The organism is Alishewanella sp. BS5-314 (genome assembly GCF_025377695.1).
Lineage (GTDB): Bacteria > Pseudomonadota > Gammaproteobacteria > Enterobacterales > Alteromonadaceae > Alishewanella > Alishewanella aestuarii.
This window is the reverse complement of the sequence record NZ_JACEHJ010000001.1, coordinates 301281-321933: the sequence shown is the minus strand read 5'-3', so window position 1 is coordinate 321933 and position 20653 is coordinate 301281. Positions and strand designations below refer to the sequence as shown.

The window sequence follows — 20653 nt, the reverse complement described above, 5'->3', positions numbered from 1 at the left end:
CATGCGTAATGTCTTATTGAGTTTCGTCCAAAATCACAAATTAGGATTTTGAGTGATGTTACTGCAGTAAGCTTAGTGCTGCCTGAGGCCGCTGATTAGCTTGCGCCAATACCGTAGTGGAGGCTTGTTGTAATATCTGAGTCCGTGTTAGTTCTGCAGTTTCTTTTGCATAATCGGTATCTCTTATTCTGCTTCGGGCGGCACTGACATTTTCCTCTACATTACTCAGGTTTCTTATTGTCGCCTGAAAGCGGTTTTGAGTAGCGCCGAGTTTTGCCCTTGCGCTGTCTATCGTGTTTATCGCTTCATCGATAATCTCAAGGTTAAGTCTTGTTATTAAATCTTCATCTTCAGGCGGTGCTATCTGAAACGGCTGAATACCGACTTGGTTAGCACTTAAACCCGTTAATGACATAACAAAAGCTTGGTTTGCTAACGCAGTGGCTTCGTCCGGAGCTGTTCCCGATAGCCGAAACTGAACCGTTGAGTTATTTATCAGTGTAAATGTGTTACCTGCTACCGAAGCTTGAAGATTTACTCCTGTGCCTTCTCTAATTGCTTGACCGAGAATAAGCGCATTAATGTTGGCATTATTTCCAAAAGTAACTTGGCCTGGTGTAGGTGCGCCAGCGTAAGGACTGCCAACAGGCTCTTGCAGTAGTGCAAAAGGGCCACCGTTAACGCTGGCCTGAAGGCCAAATACTGTACCGGGAATGGCGGGTACGCTAAATGTAGTGCCTGTTGGGTTAAACTGACCGGTTATTGCAGGTGAATTAATTCCATCTGTTCCATCTACCACCACTTCAGATAGTCTTAAACCATCCGCAGTCCAACCCTCATCACGTTCAAGGTTAACGTTAATATTTTCTCCGGCATTAGCACCTACAAGAAAATCACGGTTTAACCTGCCATCGAGAAGAGGTATGCCGGCAAAACTGGTTGTCTCAGCAATGCGTGTTATTTCTTTGTTGATCTGGCGGATCTCGTTCTGTAATGCTGTTCTGTCCAACTGGCTATTGATACCACTGCGAGATTGTATGACGAGAGTTCGCATCCGCTGAATTGATGTAGTCATTTCATCCAATGCCCCCTCTGCAACTTGGGAAAGGGAGATACCATCGCTCGCGTTACGAATACCCTGACCGATACCGTTTATCTGACTAGTTAACCTATTTGAGATCTGTAGACCAGCGGCATCGTCAGCAGCAGAGTTGATACGATATCCTGAAGCTAAGCGTTGAAAGCTCACATTTAAAGCTGGCGCATTGATTACCAGACTTCGCTGAGCATTCAAAGACGAAATATTTGTATTCACGAAAAATGACATTCAGAGCTACCGTCCTACCAGGAACTTCAGTAGCTCTTCTATCGACAGGTAAATACAAAAGCATTAGAAAAAACATATAAAAAACAATTAGATATTATTTTTATAAGCAAGCTTATCCCGGTTGCAGTCGCAATCAGGCATGGAGTGTTTTTTAATTTTTGGAAAAAGAAACCAGAGATAACTTTAACTGGTCGTCAAAAGTTTCCCATGCAAGTTTGTCTTAAAGAGGCTAAGAAAATTTCTGAGCGTTAACGTAAATGAATTGGAAGAGAAATTATTAATAAAGCACCATGATTAGAGGTATTGAAATCAAACGTACCATTAAGTGCGCTAACCCTATCTCGAATACCACTCAAACCAAAACCGCCATTGCCATTACTGGCTGTATTTTTGCTGTCAGATTGGCCGTTGTCTTCAATTACCAAATTTACGTTTTCGTCCACTAACCGGATAGACAGTTGGCACTCTGAAGCATTGCTATGTTTTATCACATTGGTAAAGGCTTCCTGGCAGATCCGAAAAATAGCTATTTGGATGTTCTGTGGCAAGGTGTTCAAATCTGTGTCAATAAAGTGTCTGTAGTTGATATCTGCATTCTGCAAAGCGGACACAAGTTCACCCGTTGTAAGAGTATTGTGTAAGCCATACTCGTCTAGCAAGCGAGGCCTTAATTTATGCATCAGCCGATAAACTGATTCATAGATGGATGAGGTAGCGTTCATTATTCTGGGTAGCTGGCGCTTAATCTGTTCATCAGTTGATGTCTCGGCCATAACTTTAAGTTCTACTTTCAAACCCGTTACAATCTGGCCTATCTCATCGTGTAGCTCTTGTGAAACCGATTTCCTCTCATCTTCCTGTACATTAATAAAGCGGTTCGCCAGTTGTTGCAGCTCGGTATTACTCGCCTGTAGAGATTTAGACAGAGCTTTCTGATTTGAAATTACTGCACCGAATCTGAGGGATCCCCACAAATTTACACCTCATAGTATCAGCTCTTTGCCAACTTGATTTGCGCCCAGTCCCACTGAGCAGCCCAGTGCAAGATTTGCTTTAGCCCTTGCTGATAATGTTGCCTGCTGATTGGGAGCTTGGGTTCATTACATAGCAGGATGCCGAGGAAGTTCAGAGCAAGTACCCGTCGATTTCTTACTGTGTTAGCCTGATATCGTAAGTGCACACCTGCTATTTCACCTGCGGCTCCCATCAGGTAGTGGAACCAATTTGCCAGTGCAGCCAATAGCAGCAATATATTCAAACGTGATTTACACTTGGTGCCGTGCAAGTCACTCCCTAAGCCATAGCGCGGGCTTTTCTGGTCGCGGAAACTTTCTTCTATTTGCATCCGGCTGCTGTAGCATTTGGCGATTTTATCCGCATAGTCATGACACTCAGGTAACGATGACACCAATAACCAGGGTTCTTTGTAAGATTTATTTCTATCACGCTTCAAGAGCTTATAGCCTTTACCTACCAGAATAGCGCGGGTTTCATATTGCTGCGTCTGAGTCAGCACGATTGCGCCTACGTGTTTGGGTGTAGCGCGAGCCTTTTTATAAAGAGCATTCACGGTTATAAATTCTGTTTGCTCTGTAAGCTTAAGTTTCACGTTGCCTCTGACTCTGGCGACATAATGCCAGCCTAATTGGCGTACCTGTTTAAGCCAGGGCACCTTGAAGCCAGCATCGGTGACGATAACGGGCTTGCAGTCTTTGGGTAACATGGCCTTGAGCTGTTTTAAAAACGCGCGGTGCAAATGTGGGCAAGTATACTCTTCTGCTGCCGCCACTTTTTGTAATAGCGTCAATGCTCTGCCATCAGCGGCCATACTGGCTCGCAGTATAAAGTGCCGTTTCGCGGTATCAGCGTTGCTCCAGTCAACCAGAATGAGCGGTTGCGATTTACTGCTAACGACAGACTTAGTCATTGCTGCATAGATAAGAGGCAGTTCCCGTTGCAGATTGGCATTGCTGAGTAATCTATCCGCGCGCTTGATACTGATTTTGTCGGACGATCCTGGCATTGCGCGCCCTATGGCGGTCACAGTGCAACGCGCGTCTTTAGCAAGCGCAGTAACCGCGTCTAATAAGACAGAAAATCGCGCTTTATGCATAGTTTTGGGGGTGACAAATCCGAGGAAATCGGCGAGCATTCTTTTCACATTCATGGCTGTTAATGACATGGTTTAGTTTTGGCGAACGATCAGATCAGGAACGGCCATGAATGTTCCCTAATCGCCTAACTTTTTATTTTAAATGCAGAATTTCTGGGGATACCTCAGGCACCGAATAGTAACGCTGAGATATTTAATACTATGACAAACAACTGTATTTGTTGCATGGTCAGTGTGCCTGAGTGACCGTAAACAGATGCAGCCAGAAAAAGATTGGTTAGTGCTGTAGCGAACAACGCACCTGTCCAACCAAAACTATAAGCAAAAAATAGAACAGGCATTAGCGCCAGAGCAACAACTACATACAGCGAGCCAGGGTCAATCTGTAGATAACGATAGATGGCGATTAACAGCAGCGCATAGCTGCTTAGGTAAAGCGTTGTTTTGTTGAGTAGATGAATTCTCTGGGTAGTAATTAACTGATAACAACCCAAGATTAAAGGTGATACCAACAGGCCACCAATAACACCGCCTGTGACAAAGGAAAGCCAAATCTCAATTTTTCGCTCAGCAGGCACGTTGCTATAAAACTCAACAAAGTATGTAAGGTTGGTTGCCGCTACCATACTCTGCCCGATCAACGCTGTTATAAGCAGGATGCAGTACTTCACATTGTTCATGCTTACTTTTTTAAGTAGGAGCTTAGCCGGTAAGGCGACAAGCGAGTAAGCAGAATACATTAGGATGACTTTCCCAAATGTGGCGAAAAATGGGGGTAACGCAAAAGTGCCATAATAAACAGTAATAAACCGATTACAGCTAAACTCTGTGAATAGCAGCGTCGGCCAATATCTGATTGGTAAAATCAACATGGCAGCAACGCGAATACCATTTGGCATAAACCAAGTTGACCAGCCTTGATGAGTGAAAAAATTTTTTGATAACGCATAGAAGATTAAAAAACAAACTGCGTAGCATGCAGTGACGAGTAAATGCCTAATTAGCAACTCACCGGCATTGCTGGTATTTAGGAATTCCTTTTTAACTTGCATCAATGTTTGATACATTCGCCGTACCTTATGTCTCGGAATCTACTTATGCACCCAGCCCGCATAATGCTTGTTGATGATCATCCAATAGTCCGTGAAGGTTTTCAAAGATTACTCAGTCTTAACGAGCATTCTACAGTGGTTGCTGAACAAGGCAATGCACAACAGGCGCTTGAGTTTTTAACGGAAAATCAGTGTGATATCGCTGTCATAGATTATGCATTACCTGACATGCATGGCTCCGAGTTAATTCGGCAGATATCTAAGCTGCATCCTGCCGTAAAGTGTCTTGTGGTATCAATGTATGACAACGATCCCTTCGTTAGCAGGGCTATTGATGCCGGTGCCTTGGGTTATATTTCTAAGCGCTGTGCTGCTGATGAGTTGCTGGAAGGGATAGCTACTGTGAGCGCCGGTGAGACCTACCTTAGCAGTGACGTTATCAAAAACCTTAAATTCAACGACAAACAATATCGTGCTACCGGATTAGCCACATTGTCAGAACGTGAGTACGAAACATTTATTCAGCTAGCCCGAGGGCTCGGAGTTAAAGGCGCAGCCAAAGCCCTGAATGTTGCTACAAAAACCATACATAGCCATCGAGCAAACCTGCTGGCTAAGCTTGAATTACAGAACGATTTCCAGTTACTTCAGCTGGCCTTAAAGCATGGTATTTTGGCATTTACAGATATTGTGTGCTGAATTTTAAAATTATTGGTTACAGTGGATAGCGAGAAATGCGATTTCATTGCACAAAAAAACTTTTTGATAAACTGGATTTACCTGATGAGCAAATGCAGACCAATTCTGAGAGTGAGTTAATTAAGCGTTGGATCAACTGGCATGCTAATGTGGTTACTATCCAACGTCGGCAGAATTTGATATTTGTAAACGATGCCACCCGCTTCGCTGTATTTTTGCCTTGTATTACTACAAAGCAGCTCAAGAACTTACCGCTGGTATTTCAGGATTTTTTTATCAACAGCCTCTTAAAAGCAGAGTTGCCTACAGAGTTGATTGAAAAGGCCGCATCGTCGATACAATCTGAGAATTATAGTTTTGATTCCGAATGCAGTCGTTCAGTGCAAGGCACAATGCGACTAATGGTCCTCGATGTTGAAATTACGCTGAATTACCGCAATCAAAAAATTACAGAGTTACTACCTTACTCAACTTCAGTGATGCTCTCAGATCGTCCATGCACCGTAAAGGGAATAAAAGAAGCTATTTGGCCGATTAGAGAGATGGCTCAGCTTCTCAAGCAACTACCAGCTGTCTGAAAGCTACCATAATGAATTTAAAACGTCATTAATCCATATCGACATGAGTTGACGGCGCAATAACATTGTAAGCGCTCGGTTTATCTACCTGTGTAACAATCAGGTCATAGGGTATATGTGGCTTCAGTAGTGGCTCAAATTCACTAGGGTCGGTAATACTCTCATCCAGCCAGAGGTTCACCAAAGCCATGTCTAACGGCAGTAATAGTGGTGATGCCTTGCTATGAATATGCACAAGCTTGGGGTGCGGCGGTAGGGTAATCACTGAGCAAGATAGTGCGGATTCGCCGGTATCTTTGTTAATCCATTCCCGGCACAGGCCGCCAAGTAAAATAGCGCCATCTTTAGCCACGAGGTCATGGTAATGAAGTGGCTTGTTGTTCACATACTCAGATTCACCAAAGCCTTTAGCTGGAATAACACACCGACTATGGCGGTATGCCTGGTAGCCAGCAGAGCCCTTAACATTTAGCTTATCATAGCGAGTGTTAAACGAAGTGTACTTAGATGGCTTAAAGCCGGTAGCAGATGGTTCAAGTAACAGCCACCAAATAGCATTGTCCATTCTACGGACGCCATCTTTCTGCCTGACAATACTGACCTGATTTGTAGCCCTGATAAACCTGCTAAATATTTGGCTCTCAGGGAACAGCTGAATCTGCAGCCCTTCACACAGTTCTCGAACGCCGGGATCGTCAATGACGTTAAGTCTGCCGCACATGCCTTAAACTCTATTTACCGTTTAGGTGATAGTAGTATGAGCTATTCAGTGGGTTTGCAGACACTTATTCTGCTGTGTGCCAGTAGCGGACGTGACTTTCGGTATCTCACTTGGAGTTTGAGTCGTGTATTTGTACCTAGCTTGCAGTTAAAAACTCTCTGTGCTTTGTTAGGCAGGTTGCTCCGTATTTGTCGCCGGCTTAAGTAGTAGTTGTACTATAAGTTGTTGTATGTTTTAAAGAAGCGGTGTAATGTTGCTGTACAATAAATGCACAAAAACGGGTTGGCCCGCGTTTAAATATGGGACGATCCGCTAAAGCATTAGTTTTACAGTGCTTAGCCGAGAAGGGATTTATGGCAAGAGTAAAGAAAATCAGAAAAGAAAAGCTATCTATCTATTTGGCTAGAGATGGCAGCAAGCCAGATTCCGACGTTATAAAGCTAGAAAATGCTAAGCAACCTATTGAAATGGACTTGCCAGAGGCAGAATCGGCCCGTCTTTACATAAAAAAGCAGCCACCTAAAAATGCCCCTCCTTGGACTAGATTATTTACAACAGATAACCAAGTTGATGCTTCTGAATTTGGCATCTCTTCAAATGTAGGGGCAGTATTCATAGTAAGAATTTCAGGAGCTACATTTATACTGTCTTTTGGCACTGGTTTTCATCTTCTAAAGCAAGAGTCTATCGAGCGTGATTTCGGTTTAAAGGTGACGCTGAACTCTGTAGATCCTGACAAACTGAGAAGTTTGGATAAAGCTAGCTATGATCACAATCCACTGAACTCAAGAACACAAAGCACACGGGATGTAGATATATTTAATCTCCATTTAGATTCTGAGATGGAAATGCTTTACGCTGTGACAGGCACATCATTAGTAAAAGAATTTGGTAGTTATGTAACTGGCAGGGATGCTCTTACAATAGCTGTAGAGATCAACCTTTCACATATACCCGCGATTCTTTCAAAGTCTATTAAACAATATCGTTCTAATCTTCCAGATAAATTCAGCTGGGTAGAAAATATCAATAGGGTTCGAGACTATGACGAGATTGAAATACTTGATTTGGAACTAGATAAATACTTGAGTAGTAACAATGTTTCTAATTTCTGGTTAGGGGAACCGGAAATAGTAGACTGGGAAGATCAAATCGGCTACTCATTTGATATGTACCCAAAAACCCTTCGCCATGTGGTTTTATCTTTCGATGACTATATAGCATACCTCGGTGGTGTTACTCCTACAGTTGAGTTAATGAAAAGTAACGTTGTTCACGTAAACAACAATGAGTATCAGTCTGTAAAAAATTGGCCAGTCTACCGCTGTTTGTATGCTGAAATTAAATTTGGAAAAGATCAGTACATTTTAAGAAATGGAGTATGGTACAAGATTAATTGCGACTTTGTTTCAGCGGTTGATGATTACCTCAGCGATCTCGAAACTTATCAATTTTCGTTTCCCATATATGCTCATGATGATGAGGGAGACTATAACAAGCAAGTAGTTAAAACGAAAAGTGGCTTTTGCTTAATGGATAAAAAGAATATTCAAATTGGCGGCCCTTATGACAAATTAGAGCACTGTGATTTGATAAAAGATGGAAAGGAGTTTGTCCATGTCAAATTATATAGAAGCTCAAGCACACTAAGTCATCTCTTCTCACAAGGGTTTGTGGCTGCTGAAGCATTTATCAAGGACTCTGAATACAGGGAAAAACTAAATCCAAAATTACCTGCATCAATTAAATTAATAGACCCTAAGGAAAGGCCAGATCCAAGCAAATATAGGGTGGTGTATGCAATTGCTACAACCAAGAATATACCTGCTGAACTCCCGTTCTTTTCGAAGGTGACTCTGAAAAATTCCTTAAAAACATTAAAGGCATTAAATTACAACATTTCAATTTCGAAAATAGATATTGATCCCACATGGTTAAAGACTAAAAAATGCAAGCCAAAGAAAAATTAACAAGGAGCTGCTAGCGGACAAATTTTCCACAGCACTCCAAATTTGCCGCAGAGCGCGGCGTTATGCTTCATCAGGTTGTATATAAAAAGGTCAGATAAATGGATTGGTTGACGTTTATTAGTAAAGCTATTGATTCTCTAGCTTGGCCAAGTGTAATTCTGATTTTGGGGGTGGTATTCCGCCGTCAATTATCGGATTTACTCCCATATCTTAAAAAGCTTAAGGCGGGTCCAGTCGAAGCAGAATTTGAAATGGAAGCCAGGCAGGCTCTCGTTAACTCGGAAAAGCTATCATTTCAATTTATGAAAGGAAGCGCCTTAAAAATAGAAAAGCCTACGGAAGAGAAAGAGGCATTAGCCAAATTAATTGGTGCTCGAAATGATCCAGCAGGAATGATTATTGAGGCTTGGACGGGAGTAGATGGAGCACTATTCCGTTTGGGCAAGCAAACTGGATTGATCGTAGATCCGCTAGAAAATACTCGTAGTGTGTATAGGTCAATTGTCTCGTCGGACTTACTATCAGATGAAGCTAAGCGGCTTGTAATGGAACTTTATGAGTTGAGAAACCGCGTCGCGCACGCAAAAGTTAAACCAACAGTTGTCGCGGCACAGGATTACGTGCTGGCGGCAGATAAAGTCATACATATGTTAGAAGTGAAAACACAAAAATTGGCCTCAATCGAAGCATCATCAAAGTGAAGAGTGAAAATTGTACAAAGTCTAACAAACGCATATTGATCAGCCGCTGCGCGGCTTGGAAACCTCTCCCCAATAAAGTAGACGCCTATCATTACAATGAGGTAGGCACAAAAAGGAATTGAATATATGGCTAAGAAAATCAATATTTCACAATTACGAAGTAAATTGCGTCAGATTGAAAGTAAGCAGCGTCAAGCCATGAACAAATACAACAACGCTGTAAGACAACACAATGCTCGTTTAAGAGCAAACCGTCAAAGAATTATAAATGAGCTAAACAGATTGCAAAGCCGCACAACGGTGCGGTATCAGGTCCTACACACATCTACAGTTTCGCTTAATAGATCTTATCAAAGCCTAGAAAAGCGCGAACAAGAGTTTGAGAACATCCCTTTCGGGAACCAGTTTCTTGATTTATCTGAGAAAGAAAACGCGAATAGCCTCTCGGTTTCAAACGCTCTGGAGTCAGATGAGCCACAAACAAACGCTGGCAATGATGGCGATCTCGTCTCAACATCTATCACTGACGAACTAAGTGAAATATCACCTGATTTAGATAGCAGGTGGAAAGGTGCACTCTTTTCTCTGAGCCCTATGAATCCGGACGCTTCGCGTCACTTTTGTACGAGTGCCAGAGAAATATTTATACAAATTCTTGATCACTTTGCTCCCGATACCGACGTTCTTACCCGCTTCCCACAATGTGAAAAAACAGATAAAGGTCAGCCTACTAGGCGCTGGAAAATCAAACACATTTTGGTCAATTCTGGTATCGTCAGTGAGGAAGCTGTTGAATTCGTTGATGAAGATATTACCAACGTCCTGCAGCTTTTTCGTGTATTCAACGATGGTACTCATGGTTCGGCTGGAAGATTCGAGTTTTCGCAGTTGCGTGCCATAAAAGAAAGGGTCGAAAGTGGTATCGTTTATCTCACCACCATCTGTAAAAATGCCTAAAAAAAATTAAAGTCGCCCGTAAGCGGGCTGGAACCTCAAAAGCTATGCTTTTTCGGCCCCTCTTAAGTGAGCGTTAACGTCCGTAGATCGCTCAAAGCAGAAATTATCTCGCTACCGGAAGTTCACGCCAGTTTGTTGTATAAGCTGGCGAGAGCAGCTCGCGTTTCATACCCCATTCTTGCTTTGTGCCCTGGCTGGCGAACCATAGTGACTTGCTATGTTTGCTATTAAGGGTATCCATTAGCTGCATCAGTTTTTGGTCAGTTTCTTTTTGTACCATGGGTTCATCAAACAGGCCAGGTTGACACACGCCGGGATCATAAAAGTCGGCCAGCATAACCCCTGCTTTGGCATAGCGGTAACCGTTTAACCACAGGCCATCCAGTAACTGCATTGCCTTATTCAGAAATATTCGGGTGTCGCTACTTGGTTTATCTAACTCGATACTTTTGCTGGCGCTGTAGGGCGCATCTTTATCGCTAAACGGACTGGTGCGCAGAAAAACTGTAAGATGTTTCGCTGCTTGCTGCTCTTGGCGCAGCTTCTTGCAAGCCCGGCTAACGTATTCACTAATTGCCTCACGCATTTGCTGCTTATCGGTGATGCGTTCACCAAAGGCGCGGCTACTGACAATCTGTTTTTTAGTCGGTGCCATCTCTTCCAGTGCAATACAGCTTTCGCCGTTAAGTTCTCGCACTGTGCGCTCAACCACCACAGAAAATTGCTGGCGAATATACTCAGGGTCTGCATCGGCAAGTTGCAGGGCGGTATTGATGCCCAGTTGCTGTAATCTCTTAGTCAGTTTCCCACCTATACCCCACACCTCATTTACCGGCAACAAGGCCAATAACTTGCGCTGGCGCACTTTGTCAGTTAAATCGACAACGCCACCTGTTTTCGGCCAGGTTTTGGCTGCATGGTTAGCCAGTTTTGCCAGTGTTTTGGTTGGTGCTATACCCACGCAGACGGTAATGCCGGTCCACTTCTGCACTACCTTTCGTACCTGCATGCCAAAGTCAGTCAGGCTCTGGCTAAAATCAACGCCGGTTAAATCCAAGAAAGATTCGTCGATGGAATACACCTCCACCCTTGGGGCCAGGCTTTCCAGAGTGTTCATTACCCGCTGCGACATATCAGCATAAAGGGCATAGTTGGAAGAGAATGCCACTACACCATGTTTCTGGATTAACTCACGCACCTGAAATACCGGAACACCCATTTTAATGCCGAGTTTCTTCGCTTCTTTAGACCGGGCGACCACACAGCCATCATTGTTAGATAACACAACGACCGGCTTGTCTGTTAGGTCAGGTCGGAATAATTTTTCACAGCTGGCGTAGAAGTTATTGCAGTCTACCAGTGCAAATACCGGTTTTGTCATTTGCGTTTCATTTGCCTGATAACGTTGGTCACTACGCCAAAGATGTTAAACTCTTCACCGTTACGTGGTCGTATCGGTTTGTAAGCCGGGTTGCGCGGTAACAACATGAGCGATGGTCGGGTACATAGCTCTTTAACCGTAAACTCGTTGCCTACTGCGGCGACCACGATATCACCATGTTCAGCATCTATAGAGCGGTCTACTACCAATACATCACCATCATATATACCAGCCTCTATCATCGAATCACCCTCAACCCGAACAAAAAACGTGGCATTAGGATGGCGAATGCATAGCTCGTTCAAATCTAGCGTTCGCTCAACATAGTCTTGTGCCGGTGAGGGAAAGCCTGCCTTTACCGGATCGCTAAAGAAGGGAATTTGTTGTTTCGGCCAGAAATCGGCATTACCAATAAATATTGCTGACATACCTACCTCATATATGTACATATATACAGTATATCAGTCAGGCCAGAATTGGCAATTCTGATACTGATGAGTGTAATGCTGACTCAGTTAGGTAACCGGATTGCCGTCAGGGTTCTATCTATTAAGGTGCCTAAGTAGTTCATTGCTTCTGCATAGCAGCTATAAGTTTCACCAACTTGATACCATTGATTGCACAGATAGTCAGGTAGTAGTAAAAGTATTGCTTGTTTATTTTTGGTTGGAGAGAGTTTAGCTATAGACGGCAAATCCCGGCCAATATCATTCCATTGCCGCAGTAGCTTCAATGCTTGTTGCTCATTGATGCGCTGATTGTCCACAATAAAACCCCAAAAGATAATATTTTGTTAAAAATAGATGTGCAAATGGCTTCTGTCAAATAGCGTACTTGTCGAAAAGTTTAGTGAATTAGAGTGGCGGAAGGGGGCTAAGCGGGATTTAATCAGCAATCCAAATCGTTATTAGGCAATAAATCTCTGGCATTACAATCAAGCGCTGTCGAAACTTTAAGCAGTGCTTCAATGCTCACGTTGACCTGGCCACGCTCTATACGACTGATGTAGCTCAAGTCGATACCCGCTGCATGACAAAGCTCAAGCTGCGTCCACTGCTTTTGCAGACGTCTGTTCTTCACGTTTTGCCCGAGGGCGCTTAAAAACTGCTTACTCATCAAAAGCCTCTTAAATTTACGCGACTATGATGATTTGCCCTTATTCGGTCTATAGTTTATAGTCCTAGGCATATAATCCTATTTGATGAGGGAGTGCATGGAGAGGTACAAGTTAATCTTTGACGGGCAAGTTAAAGAGGGTAAGGACAAGCAGGTAATTGGCGTATTCCTATCTAAATTCTTAAAGATATCAGAAAGTAACAAGGATAAGCTATTTTCAGGTCGCTCATACTCGCTTCGAAATAATCTAAATCAGCAACAAGCTAACGAGCTTCATGCAAAATTGGAACAAGCCGGAATTTTAACAAAAGTCATCCGGGAAAAATCATTGCAAGAAGACGTGACTTATCAAGAAACCGTCGTTAACTCAGCGCCCAGCTCAGTGAATCACGCAATTGATGACTATAGAGTGACTGTTAGTAACAAAATCCTGTGTAAGCACTGTGGCTCTTTACTGCAAGATGGAGCAGTTAACACTCAGCTTGCTAACACTCACCCAGATCCAGCTAAGGCTATACCCGTTTTACAAAAAATACCTGATCGCCAAATTAACGATGCAGTTAAACCTGTTGAGCTGGATTCGTTCAATCTGAGTCCTTGGTGGAAGGAGCGATTTAAGCTCTTACAAGACAGCGGTGCAGCTGAGATGGGGTTAAAAGAATACTTTGTGAATGGCATTACCAAGCTCCCCAAAACTGATTCAAAAAAGCTGACGTTTCAGTGGTTCTCGATGTTAATCGGTTTAGTAATTGGCCCGTTGTTGTATCTGTTCAAAGGCATGTTTAGGAAAGGGCTGTTTTTAACGCTATTGAGCACCGTCATTTCAACTATTGTTGCGATTTGTCTGAGGTATCCCCAGAAATTCTGCATTTAAAATAAAAAGTTAGGCGATTAGGGAACATTCATGGCCGTTCCTGATCTGATCGTTCGCCAAAACTAAACCATGTCATTAACAGCCATGAATGTGAAAAGAATGCTCGCCGATTTCCTCGGATTTGTCACCCCCAAAACTATGCATAAAGCGCGATTTTCTGTCTTATTAGACGCGGTTACTGCGCTTGCTAAAGACGCGCGTTGCACTGTGACCGCCATAGGGCGCGCAATGCCAGGATCGTCCGACAAAATCAGTATCAAGCGCGCGGATAGATTACTCAGCAATGCCAATCTGCAACGGGAACTGCCTCTTATCTATGCAGCAATGACTAAGTCTGTCGTTAGCAGTAAATCGCAACCGCTCATTCTGGTTGACTGGAGCAACGCTGATACCGCGAAACGGCACTTTATACTGCGAGCCAGTATGGCCGCTGATGGCAGAGCATTGACGCTATTACAAAAAGTGGCGGCAGCAGAAGAGTATACTTGCCCACATTTGCACCGCGCGTTTTTAAAACAGCTCAAGGCCATGTTACCCAAAGACTGCAAGCCCGTTATCGTCACCGATGCTGGCTTCAAGGTGCCCTGGCTTAAACAGGTACGCCAATTAGGCTGGCATTATGTCGCCAGAGTCAGAGGCAACGTGAAACTTAAGCTTACAGAGCAAACAGAATTTATAACCGTGAATGCTCTTTATAAAAAGGCTCGCGCTACACCCAAACACGTAGGCGCAATCGTGCTGACTCAGACGCAGCAATATGAAACCCGCGCTATTCTGGTAGGTAAAGGCTATAAGCTCTTGAAGCGTGATAGAAATAAATCTTACAAAGAACCCTGGTTATTGGTGTCATCGTTACCTGAGTGTCATGACTATGCGGATAAAATCGCCAAATGCTACAGCAGCCGGATGCAAATAGAAGAAAGTTTCCGCGACCAGAAAAGCCCGCGCTATGGCTTAGGGAGTGACTTGCACGGCACCAAGTGTAAATCACGTTTGAATATATTGCTGCTATTGGCTGCACTGGCAAATTGGTTCCACTACCTGATGGGAGCCGCAGGTGAAATAGCAGGTGTGCACTTACGATATCAGGCTAACACAGTAAGAAATCGACGGGTACTTGCTCTGAACTTCCTCGGCATCCTGCTATGTAATGAACCCAAGCTCCCAATCAGCAGGCAACATTATCAGCAAGGGCTAAAGCAAATCTTGCACTGGGCTGCTCAGTGGGACTGGGCGCAAATCAAGTTGGCAAAGAGCTGATACTATGAGGTGTAAATTTGTGGGGATCCCTCAGGCGATTTGTGTGACGTTCATGGGGTATGAATTTCAACCCTTCATTAGCAGCGTGATTGCTATGGTGATCGTGGCTCAGCTCTATGTCTATGACTATTTCCGGTACAAAGTTCTAAACGAAACCTTTTGGCCGGGACTACCAAAATGGCTGGGAAGTCCCGTGACGATTACGTTGGGATGGCTAGCACTCATCGGATTCATTTATTGGATATCAGAGATTATTTAAGAATGTTTATCAGCGCCTATGGGCGAAAGACCGAATTAAGAATTATGACGATAAAAATCAATATTTTTTATTAACTGGAGTAATGTATGGGAAAGTTTGTATGTTTATTGTTGTCAGTGTCGCTTTTAACGGGATGTTTTAGTTCATTGCCAAAGTGCTCAAGCGATGCATCCAAAGAGATTTTATTGGACCTGTTGATTAGAGATATGCTCAACGCAAGTCATGAAGTACTAAGCGATAGAGATTTAAATAAGTATATTAGCGTAATCAACGTTAGAACCACCGACTACGATAAGAAATTTAAGCGATATTCCTGTGAGGCGGTCATTAGGTTTTCAGATCAACTAGACTATCCAATATACTATGAATCGGTTATCGATGAAGAAAGCGGTGAGCACATGATCTACACTAATCGGCTTAACATACAGCAGGCATTCGGCTTAACTCATGTTGTGAATGGTATCATTCTGAAAGTAAATCAAGGAAAGAATAAATAAACGATCATACAATTCCTATCGGCATGGTAACTTATCAATTTTAAGTCAGGCTATATCGACAGAAAAATCTGATACTATACAGAGCTGAACTTTAAGCCGGAAGTTCTGCTTAGCTTATGGCAAGATAGGCTGGCAATTTTAGTCCCTAGTTATTTTCGCTGGGGACTTATTCTCTCTGCATATGAGAAGTTATGGCAGGAAGCAAGTTAGTACCCATTAAAATTCCAGAGGACAATATAATGTCGATTCTGTTAGACAAGCGCGAGTTAAAAAAAGCAGCAAAGGAATTGTCGCTTGTAAAACTGCAGGAAGTAATTTCAACGTTAAATGCGGTTATTGCTGAACGAGAGAAGGAAGCAGAGATTATTGGTCAGCTTGAACAGCTGGCAAAGTCACAAGGCTTCACGCTGGAGCAACTAGGTTACAAACTCAGTAACGATGTCATCAGCTCACCTATCCAGCAAGACAATACTGAAACCGGTAAGCGCCCAGTTAAACCAAAGTTCAAAACGATCAACAAAGATAAGCAGTACTTCTACTTAGAAAATGGCCAACTTAATCTGCTGCGCACCCATACAATGAAAAAGGGGTTACAAGAGCGCGGTGTGGAAGTTGTGCCGGTGACAAAAGTAGATAAGAAGTATGCTAAACAGGTTGATGCAATAATCGCTGAAGCAACAGCGCAAGCGCTAGAAAACTACAACTCCAAAGTTGATGCCTGGAACGAATGGGCAGCAGTTAATGGCGAAGAAATTTTATCTAAAAAGTAACCTAGTAATGGTGCCTGGCCAAGCTGGGCACTTGTTCTCCCCAGATACCAAGAAATTCCCTCCTGAAAATACGCTGCTATGTGATTACATATGCTTAAGTCAGCATCTGCTGTTCAGCAGCGCTCAGAACTTAACTGTGTTGCATAAGTGTGAAGTTTAGCTAAAGTAGTGACAGCAGTATCGAAATTAACTATGTTAGTGACAAGGTATGCACTTTGTCGCTGATCTAGTTAAAAATCTGCACTTTAATAGACATTAAAGTGCAAGAAGCAAATTTTATAGAAAGCACGACGCGTCTATTAGATTAGAAGACGCCTAAGCAATAGTGGGCTGCAAATTCTATTGGTAGATTGGATCTAGCAGTGAGTAAAAAACTTTACATAGTCGGAAATGGTTTTGATTTATGGCATGATTTGCCAACTAGCTATTGGGACTTCTCAAAATTTGCATACGAGTTGCTTTCTGAAATTGAGAATTACTATGCTCTGGATTTTAATCAGTACAACCCATGGCATGATTTCGAAAATGCACTTGGTGATTTTGACCCTGATGCTTTCTTTGATAGTTACAATGAGATAGATGTCAGTGCCGATAATTTTAGACCTAGCTTTATATATGGTCTTGAAGATGAAATAACCGAACAAACCAATACACATGTTGACACTATCAGGGAAGCCTTTACTGACTGGATCAATCAGATTGATGTAAGCAAAGCTATTGCGAAATTGAAGTTTCCCGAATACTCATTATTTATGTTGTTCAACTACACATCGACTTTGCAGACCGTTTACGGCATCGATGGCAATCGAATATTACATATTCATGGAAATTCAGAGAACCTTGATGAACTGATTTTTGGTCATGGTGAAGAAATTCATGAGAATCTAGCGTATGACGGAGATGGCGAGCCAACTGGTGACATGTTTTCGGATGCTAGGGGCAATGCCAGATACCCACTTTATGCCCTCAAGAAACCTGTGGACGAAGTATTAGCTAGGCATGAGGATTACTTTGATAAGTTACATAATATTGAAAACATAATAGTTATTGGTCACTCACTGAATAAAATTGATCACCCATATTTCAGGAAGATCAATCAAGTTGCTTCTAATGCCTATTGGACTGTGGTCTATTACCCTGAGGAGCTAGAAAGTGGTTTTATTCAAAGTTTGATTGATTGCGGAGTAAATCCTGAGCACATCCAATGCTATGAGTACGATATTTGGATTTCCCAAATTACGACTGACTTGGAAGGTGCTAAGACAACGCATATGCATTCTATCGTGTGTTGAAGTGCAAACAGGGTCTTGATTATAACAGCTCCACTATTCAGTCGATGATAGTGGTCAGAACGAAAGCAGAGTTTCGTAGATTAGGAGCAATTTAGTTGGTAAGGGAAAACAAACAACTGTTACTGGCGGAGGTTCTTCGGGAGTTTGAGATAAATGGGACAGTTTTTACAGCTGAAATGATTGCTGCAAGAACTACATACAACAAGAATTCGGTACATAAATATATCACTGAAAAACTATTAGATAAGTATGTATTTCAGTCAGGCGGTAGAAGCACGTATCGTTGCGATGGGGTAGCGTCGCTTTCAAATGACGAATTTATTTCGGTAATGAGTCAATCTGCGAAAGCTAAAATTAAAACACCGGAGGAACAATTTCATGAAAAACTCATCGGACGCAGTTTAGATGCATTTACTCTTGCTTTAGAAGTTTACAACCGCCCGAGTATGAAGAATAGGGTTGAAGCGTTTGCAATAATGATGGTCAACGCTTGGGAGTTGTTACTTAAAGCTGAGATACTAAAAGTTGATGGGTACGAGAGGATTTTCTACGACGGTGACAAGAGTATATCTATCACTGATGCTATCAAACGTCGATTACAGCAAAAAGACCCTGTTCGAATAAACTTAGAAACCTTAATTGACCTTAGAGACCAAGCAGTTCACCTTCTAATACCAGAATTACAGCCGCAATTATCAAGACTGTTTCAAGCAACAGTTTTGAACTACCAAACGCGTTATAGAAACGAAATGGGAAATGCTCCTCTTTCAGGCCAAAGTGTAGGCATGTTGAGCTTAGTTATTGATGGCCCTGCGCCTGAAATAACTCTAATCCAAAAGCTATATGGTAAACATGCTGCCTCTTCAGTAGCTAAATTTATTCAACATTTTGAAGATACATCTAGAGAGGTAAACTCGACAGAGTTCTCTATACCAATAGACTATCGTCTTGCGTTAGTTAAAAGGGAGCATGAGAGCGATTTATCACTGAGCGTTGGAGAGGCCGGTACAGGCGCAATTATTATAACAAAGACAAAAGATCCAGATGTTTCTCACCCATACCACATGAATACCGCAATTTCTGAAATTAATAAAAGACAGAAATTGGTTGTAATTAAAAGTGGTGCATTTCAGGCAGTACTAAGTAAGCATGGACTGAACGGTCAGAATAAATCAGATATGCGATATGTGATTGATGGAAGGCCAAGATATTCTGAAAAATTCGTAATTTGGTTCGTGAAAAACCTCCAACAACCAAATTGGCTTGAATCGGCTAAGCAGTATCGACGGGCTGAGTTGAAAAAAAATTAACCTCTTAAAGAATATTGGAAATGTATCTTTGAGAAGTAATGAAGGCGGAAAATTACTTTCCGCCCTAAATTTCAGTTATCTGCTTTTAGATGGATTATTGCCTCGTCCTTTACCTGATGGATTACCTGTTTTACTTGGTCCGTTCTGTGGTGTATTACCTTTAGCCATCTTTTGGTCCTTTATATGTTGGGTTGAAATCCAGCTCACCTTAGCACTCTGATTTGGGACATTTAGGGACATGAATGAAAAACTTCAAATAATTAACAAGCAACGACAAATCAAGAGTCTACTGGATGTTATTGGTTGGAGTGTTGCAAAGTTTGCCAGCTCGTTTGTCATTGACACAAATGAGCTTGATGTTGACGAAGACGAAATTGTCAGATTTCAAGAGAAGGTTAAAAAGCAGCTTACCAGAACAAGTTATAGCTCGACCAAATTTACAGTTCTTGATGAATACATCAGATACCTCTTAGCGACGGAAGAATTTAAGAGGGTGAGTTCTCAGAATCGAGCCTTATACGTTGAGCTTACTGGGTTTATCCAGGATTATTGGGTGATTGTCGACGAAGAGAAAGACGCAGAGAAAAGAAAAGTACTTGAAGTGGCTGCAGCGCATGCGCTCTCTATTGGCTCTGCTTGGGATTTTAATGTTGTTAAAGCTAGTGATGATGAGTTTGACAAGCGCTTTATAGTAATCTGGGAGGGTGACGTTGGTCATTGCGGTGGTTCAGGAACATGGGGACCAGTAATGTGTGAAGTTGTTGAAGGCAGTTTTGGCCGCTATTTTGTAGAGTGTACGCATAAATACTTTGAAGCAGGCTTGCGTTGTATTGATGAGGTAGTGGGTTTTTCTGATAACATTTTAATTGTGTCGGGTCGTCGATATGCAGACAGCGATTCAAACAATCATCCATCGCTAAGATTTAGAGTCAAGCTTGAGAAAGGACTCGAAAATTGGAACATTGTCAAAGAAGAATTAATTGGTTAGTAGTATTTCGCTCGCTCACAGTCATTAAGGAAATATTTTGCAGCAAGAAATTCTAGCCGTTTTGCTAGCGGTACTGCCCGCGAGTTTAGGTTATTGGGCAAAGGTGAGAACTGAATCATTAGCTTGCCGCAGGTTAATTTTGTCTTACCTGTTAGAAATCAGACATACGTTGATGTGTACTAGTTTGACTGCCGATAAATTATCAAAAGGCTTCGATAGTGCTTTGGAGAAAATTTTTGCTAAGTATCACCAAGTTGATGATGAACCAACTATAGATGAAGGATTGGGAAAATTAAGGCCAATTGCTTATAAAATGTTCAATGATACAGTATGCGGTATGCTACCAAGCTTTGATGATGCATTTCTAGCTGAGTTTAATTCAACGCTTAGAGAATTTCGAAAAGAAGAACCGCTTCTCGCTTTTCAATTGAAAGGCTGGGAAAAGGAGCAGACCTACCTTCAGATTAAACAGGATTATGCTAATACATTCAGCAATCTAGATGAAATTCAAGGTGCAACATCTTTTAAGCAGTTTTTAGAGAAAACGTTGACTGAAGATGAGGATAAAAGTCTTATCGAAAGTGTTCGTCTACTCGACGGTTTAATTAGCAAAATCGCGAGATCGTCAGGAATACTTACTTTCGTAAAGATTTCTTTTTATCTATACAAGCGTCCTGTAGTAGTCTTCTCAGTAAATGAAGCTGATTTCCTTAATGAGATGTCACCGATTTTAGATAAGCTCGATGAGTTAATAGAGCAACATCTGGCGAATAATCATGACCGGTAAC

At 42.3% G+C, this 20653-nt stretch carries 22 protein-coding genes; 13 read left to right on the top strand and 9 right to left on the bottom strand.

The window, feature by feature from the left end; genetic code table 11:
* Positions 1-58: 58 nt before the first annotated feature.
* The 4 genes from H1D31_RS01510 to H1D31_RS01495 form a co-directional block, all read right to left on the bottom strand.
* Positions 59-1327 carry a flagellin gene (locus H1D31_RS01510; RefSeq protein WP_261255339.1) on the bottom strand — a complete coding sequence of 423 codons (1269 nt, stop codon included), beginning with the start codon at positions 1325-1327 and terminating at the stop codon, positions 59-61.
* Positions 1328-1575: 248 nt separating this feature from the next.
* The gene (locus tag H1D31_RS01505) at positions 1576-2301 is read right to left on the bottom strand and encodes a histidine kinase (protein WP_261255337.1); all 726 of its coding nucleotides are present in this window, start codon (positions 2299-2301) and stop codon (positions 1576-1578) included.
* A 17-nt stretch (positions 2302-2318) separates the two neighbouring features.
* The gene (locus H1D31_RS01500) at positions 2319-3509 is read right to left on the bottom strand and encodes an IS4 family transposase (protein WP_261255181.1); all 1191 of its coding nucleotides are present in this window, start codon (positions 3507-3509) and stop codon (positions 2319-2321) included.
* Between the two features lie 95 nt (positions 3510-3604).
* On the bottom strand, positions 3605-4507 hold the full coding sequence (locus tag H1D31_RS01495; RefSeq protein ID WP_261255336.1) for an MASE1 domain-containing protein: 903 nt from the start codon (positions 4505-4507) through the stop codon (positions 3605-3607).
* Between the two features lie 30 nt (positions 4508-4537).
* Here H1D31_RS01495 and H1D31_RS01490 point away from each other — a divergent pair, with 30 nt between their 5' ends.
* Together H1D31_RS01490 and H1D31_RS01485 are read left to right on the top strand one after the other, a co-directional pair.
* Positions 4538-5191, top strand: a complete 654-nt coding sequence (locus H1D31_RS01490; RefSeq protein ID WP_261255335.1) for a response regulator transcription factor — start codon at positions 4538-4540, stop codon at positions 5189-5191.
* Positions 5192-5226: 35 nt separating this feature from the next.
* Entirely contained in the window at positions 5227-5769 is a 543-nt protein-coding gene (locus H1D31_RS01485; protein WP_261255333.1) for a DUF6933 domain-containing protein, read from the top strand.
* Positions 5770-5797: 28 nt separating this feature from the next.
* Here the strand turns inward: H1D31_RS01485 and H1D31_RS01480 are convergent, their stop codons facing one another.
* Positions 5798-6490 (bottom strand): SOS response-associated peptidase, encoded by a 693-nt coding sequence (locus tag H1D31_RS01480; protein ID WP_261255330.1) that lies wholly within the window; start codon positions 6488-6490, stop codon positions 5798-5800.
* A 353-nt stretch (positions 6491-6843) separates the two neighbouring features.
* On the opposite strand from H1D31_RS01480, the gene H1D31_RS01475 reads away from it, so the two are divergent.
* From H1D31_RS01475 to H1D31_RS01465, 3 genes are all read left to right on the top strand, one after another.
* Positions 6844-8460: a TIGR04141 family sporadically distributed protein gene (locus H1D31_RS01475; RefSeq protein WP_261255329.1), complete on the top strand. Its 1617-nt coding sequence runs from the start codon at positions 6844-6846 to the stop codon at positions 8458-8460.
* A gap of 98 nt (positions 8461-8558) precedes the next feature.
* Positions 8559-9161, top strand: coding sequence for a hypothetical protein (locus tag H1D31_RS01470; RefSeq protein ID WP_261255328.1), 603 nt, complete (start codon positions 8559-8561; stop codon positions 9159-9161).
* Positions 9162-9287: 126 nt separating this feature from the next.
* Complete coding sequence (locus H1D31_RS01465) at positions 9288-10118, top strand: hypothetical protein (RefSeq protein ID WP_261255327.1); 831 nt, start codon at positions 9288-9290, stop codon at positions 10116-10118.
* A gap of 103 nt (positions 10119-10221) precedes the next feature.
* Here the strand turns inward: H1D31_RS01465 and umuC are convergent, their stop codons facing one another.
* The 4 genes from umuC to H1D31_RS01445 all read right to left on the bottom strand — a co-directional run bounded on the left by umuC (position 10222) and on the right by H1D31_RS01445 (position 12615).
* A complete protein-coding gene (gene umuC, locus H1D31_RS01460; RefSeq protein ID WP_261255325.1) occupies positions 10222-11499 on the bottom strand; it encodes a translesion error-prone DNA polymerase V subunit UmuC in 1278 nt (425 codons plus the stop codon).
* On the bottom strand, positions 11496-11927 hold the full coding sequence (gene umuD / locus H1D31_RS01455; protein ID WP_261255322.1) for a translesion error-prone DNA polymerase V autoproteolytic subunit: 432 nt from the start codon (positions 11925-11927) through the stop codon (positions 11496-11498). Before umuD ends, umuC begins: the two co-directional genes overlap by 4 nt.
* A gap of 83 nt (positions 11928-12010) precedes the next feature.
* Positions 12011-12265 (bottom strand): hypothetical protein, encoded by a 255-nt coding sequence (locus H1D31_RS01450; protein ID WP_261255320.1) that lies wholly within the window; start codon positions 12263-12265, stop codon positions 12011-12013.
* 122 nt (positions 12266-12387) lie between these two features.
* Positions 12388-12615: a helix-turn-helix domain-containing protein gene (locus H1D31_RS01445; protein ID WP_261255318.1), complete on the bottom strand. Its 228-nt coding sequence runs from the start codon at positions 12613-12615 to the stop codon at positions 12388-12390.
* A 97-nt stretch (positions 12616-12712) separates the two neighbouring features.
* Between H1D31_RS01445 and H1D31_RS01440 the strand changes: the two genes are divergently transcribed.
* The 8 genes from H1D31_RS01440 to H1D31_RS01405 all read left to right on the top strand — a co-directional run bounded on the left by H1D31_RS01440 (position 12713) and on the right by H1D31_RS01405 (position 20652).
* A complete protein-coding gene (locus H1D31_RS01440; protein ID WP_261255316.1) occupies positions 12713-13489 on the top strand; it encodes a hypothetical protein in 777 nt (258 codons plus the stop codon).
* A gap of 69 nt (positions 13490-13558) precedes the next feature.
* A complete protein-coding gene (locus H1D31_RS01435) occupies positions 13559-14749 on the top strand; it encodes an IS4 family transposase (protein WP_261255181.1) in 1191 nt (396 codons plus the stop codon).
* A gap of 345 nt (positions 14750-15094) precedes the next feature.
* Entirely contained in the window at positions 15095-15505 is a 411-nt protein-coding gene (locus H1D31_RS01430; RefSeq protein ID WP_261255315.1) for a hypothetical protein, read from the top strand.
* 239 nt (positions 15506-15744) lie between these two features.
* Entirely contained in the window at positions 15745-16275 is a 531-nt protein-coding gene (locus H1D31_RS01425; protein WP_261255312.1) for an H-NS histone family protein, read from the top strand.
* A gap of 362 nt (positions 16276-16637) precedes the next feature.
* Positions 16638-17567 (top strand): bacteriophage abortive infection AbiH family protein, encoded by a 930-nt coding sequence (locus tag H1D31_RS01420; protein ID WP_261255311.1) that lies wholly within the window; start codon positions 16638-16640, stop codon positions 17565-17567.
* 95 nt (positions 17568-17662) lie between these two features.
* Positions 17663-18877: a DUF3644 domain-containing protein gene (locus H1D31_RS01415; RefSeq protein WP_261255310.1), complete on the top strand. Its 1215-nt coding sequence runs from the start codon at positions 17663-17665 to the stop codon at positions 18875-18877.
* 238 nt (positions 18878-19115) lie between these two features.
* Complete coding sequence (locus tag H1D31_RS01410) at positions 19116-19865, top strand: hypothetical protein (protein ID WP_261255308.1); 750 nt, start codon at positions 19116-19118, stop codon at positions 19863-19865.
* A 37-nt stretch (positions 19866-19902) separates the two neighbouring features.
* Complete coding sequence (locus H1D31_RS01405) at positions 19903-20652, top strand: hypothetical protein (RefSeq protein WP_261255306.1); 750 nt, start codon at positions 19903-19905, stop codon at positions 20650-20652.
* The last annotated feature ends 1 nt before the right edge of the window (position 20653 follow it).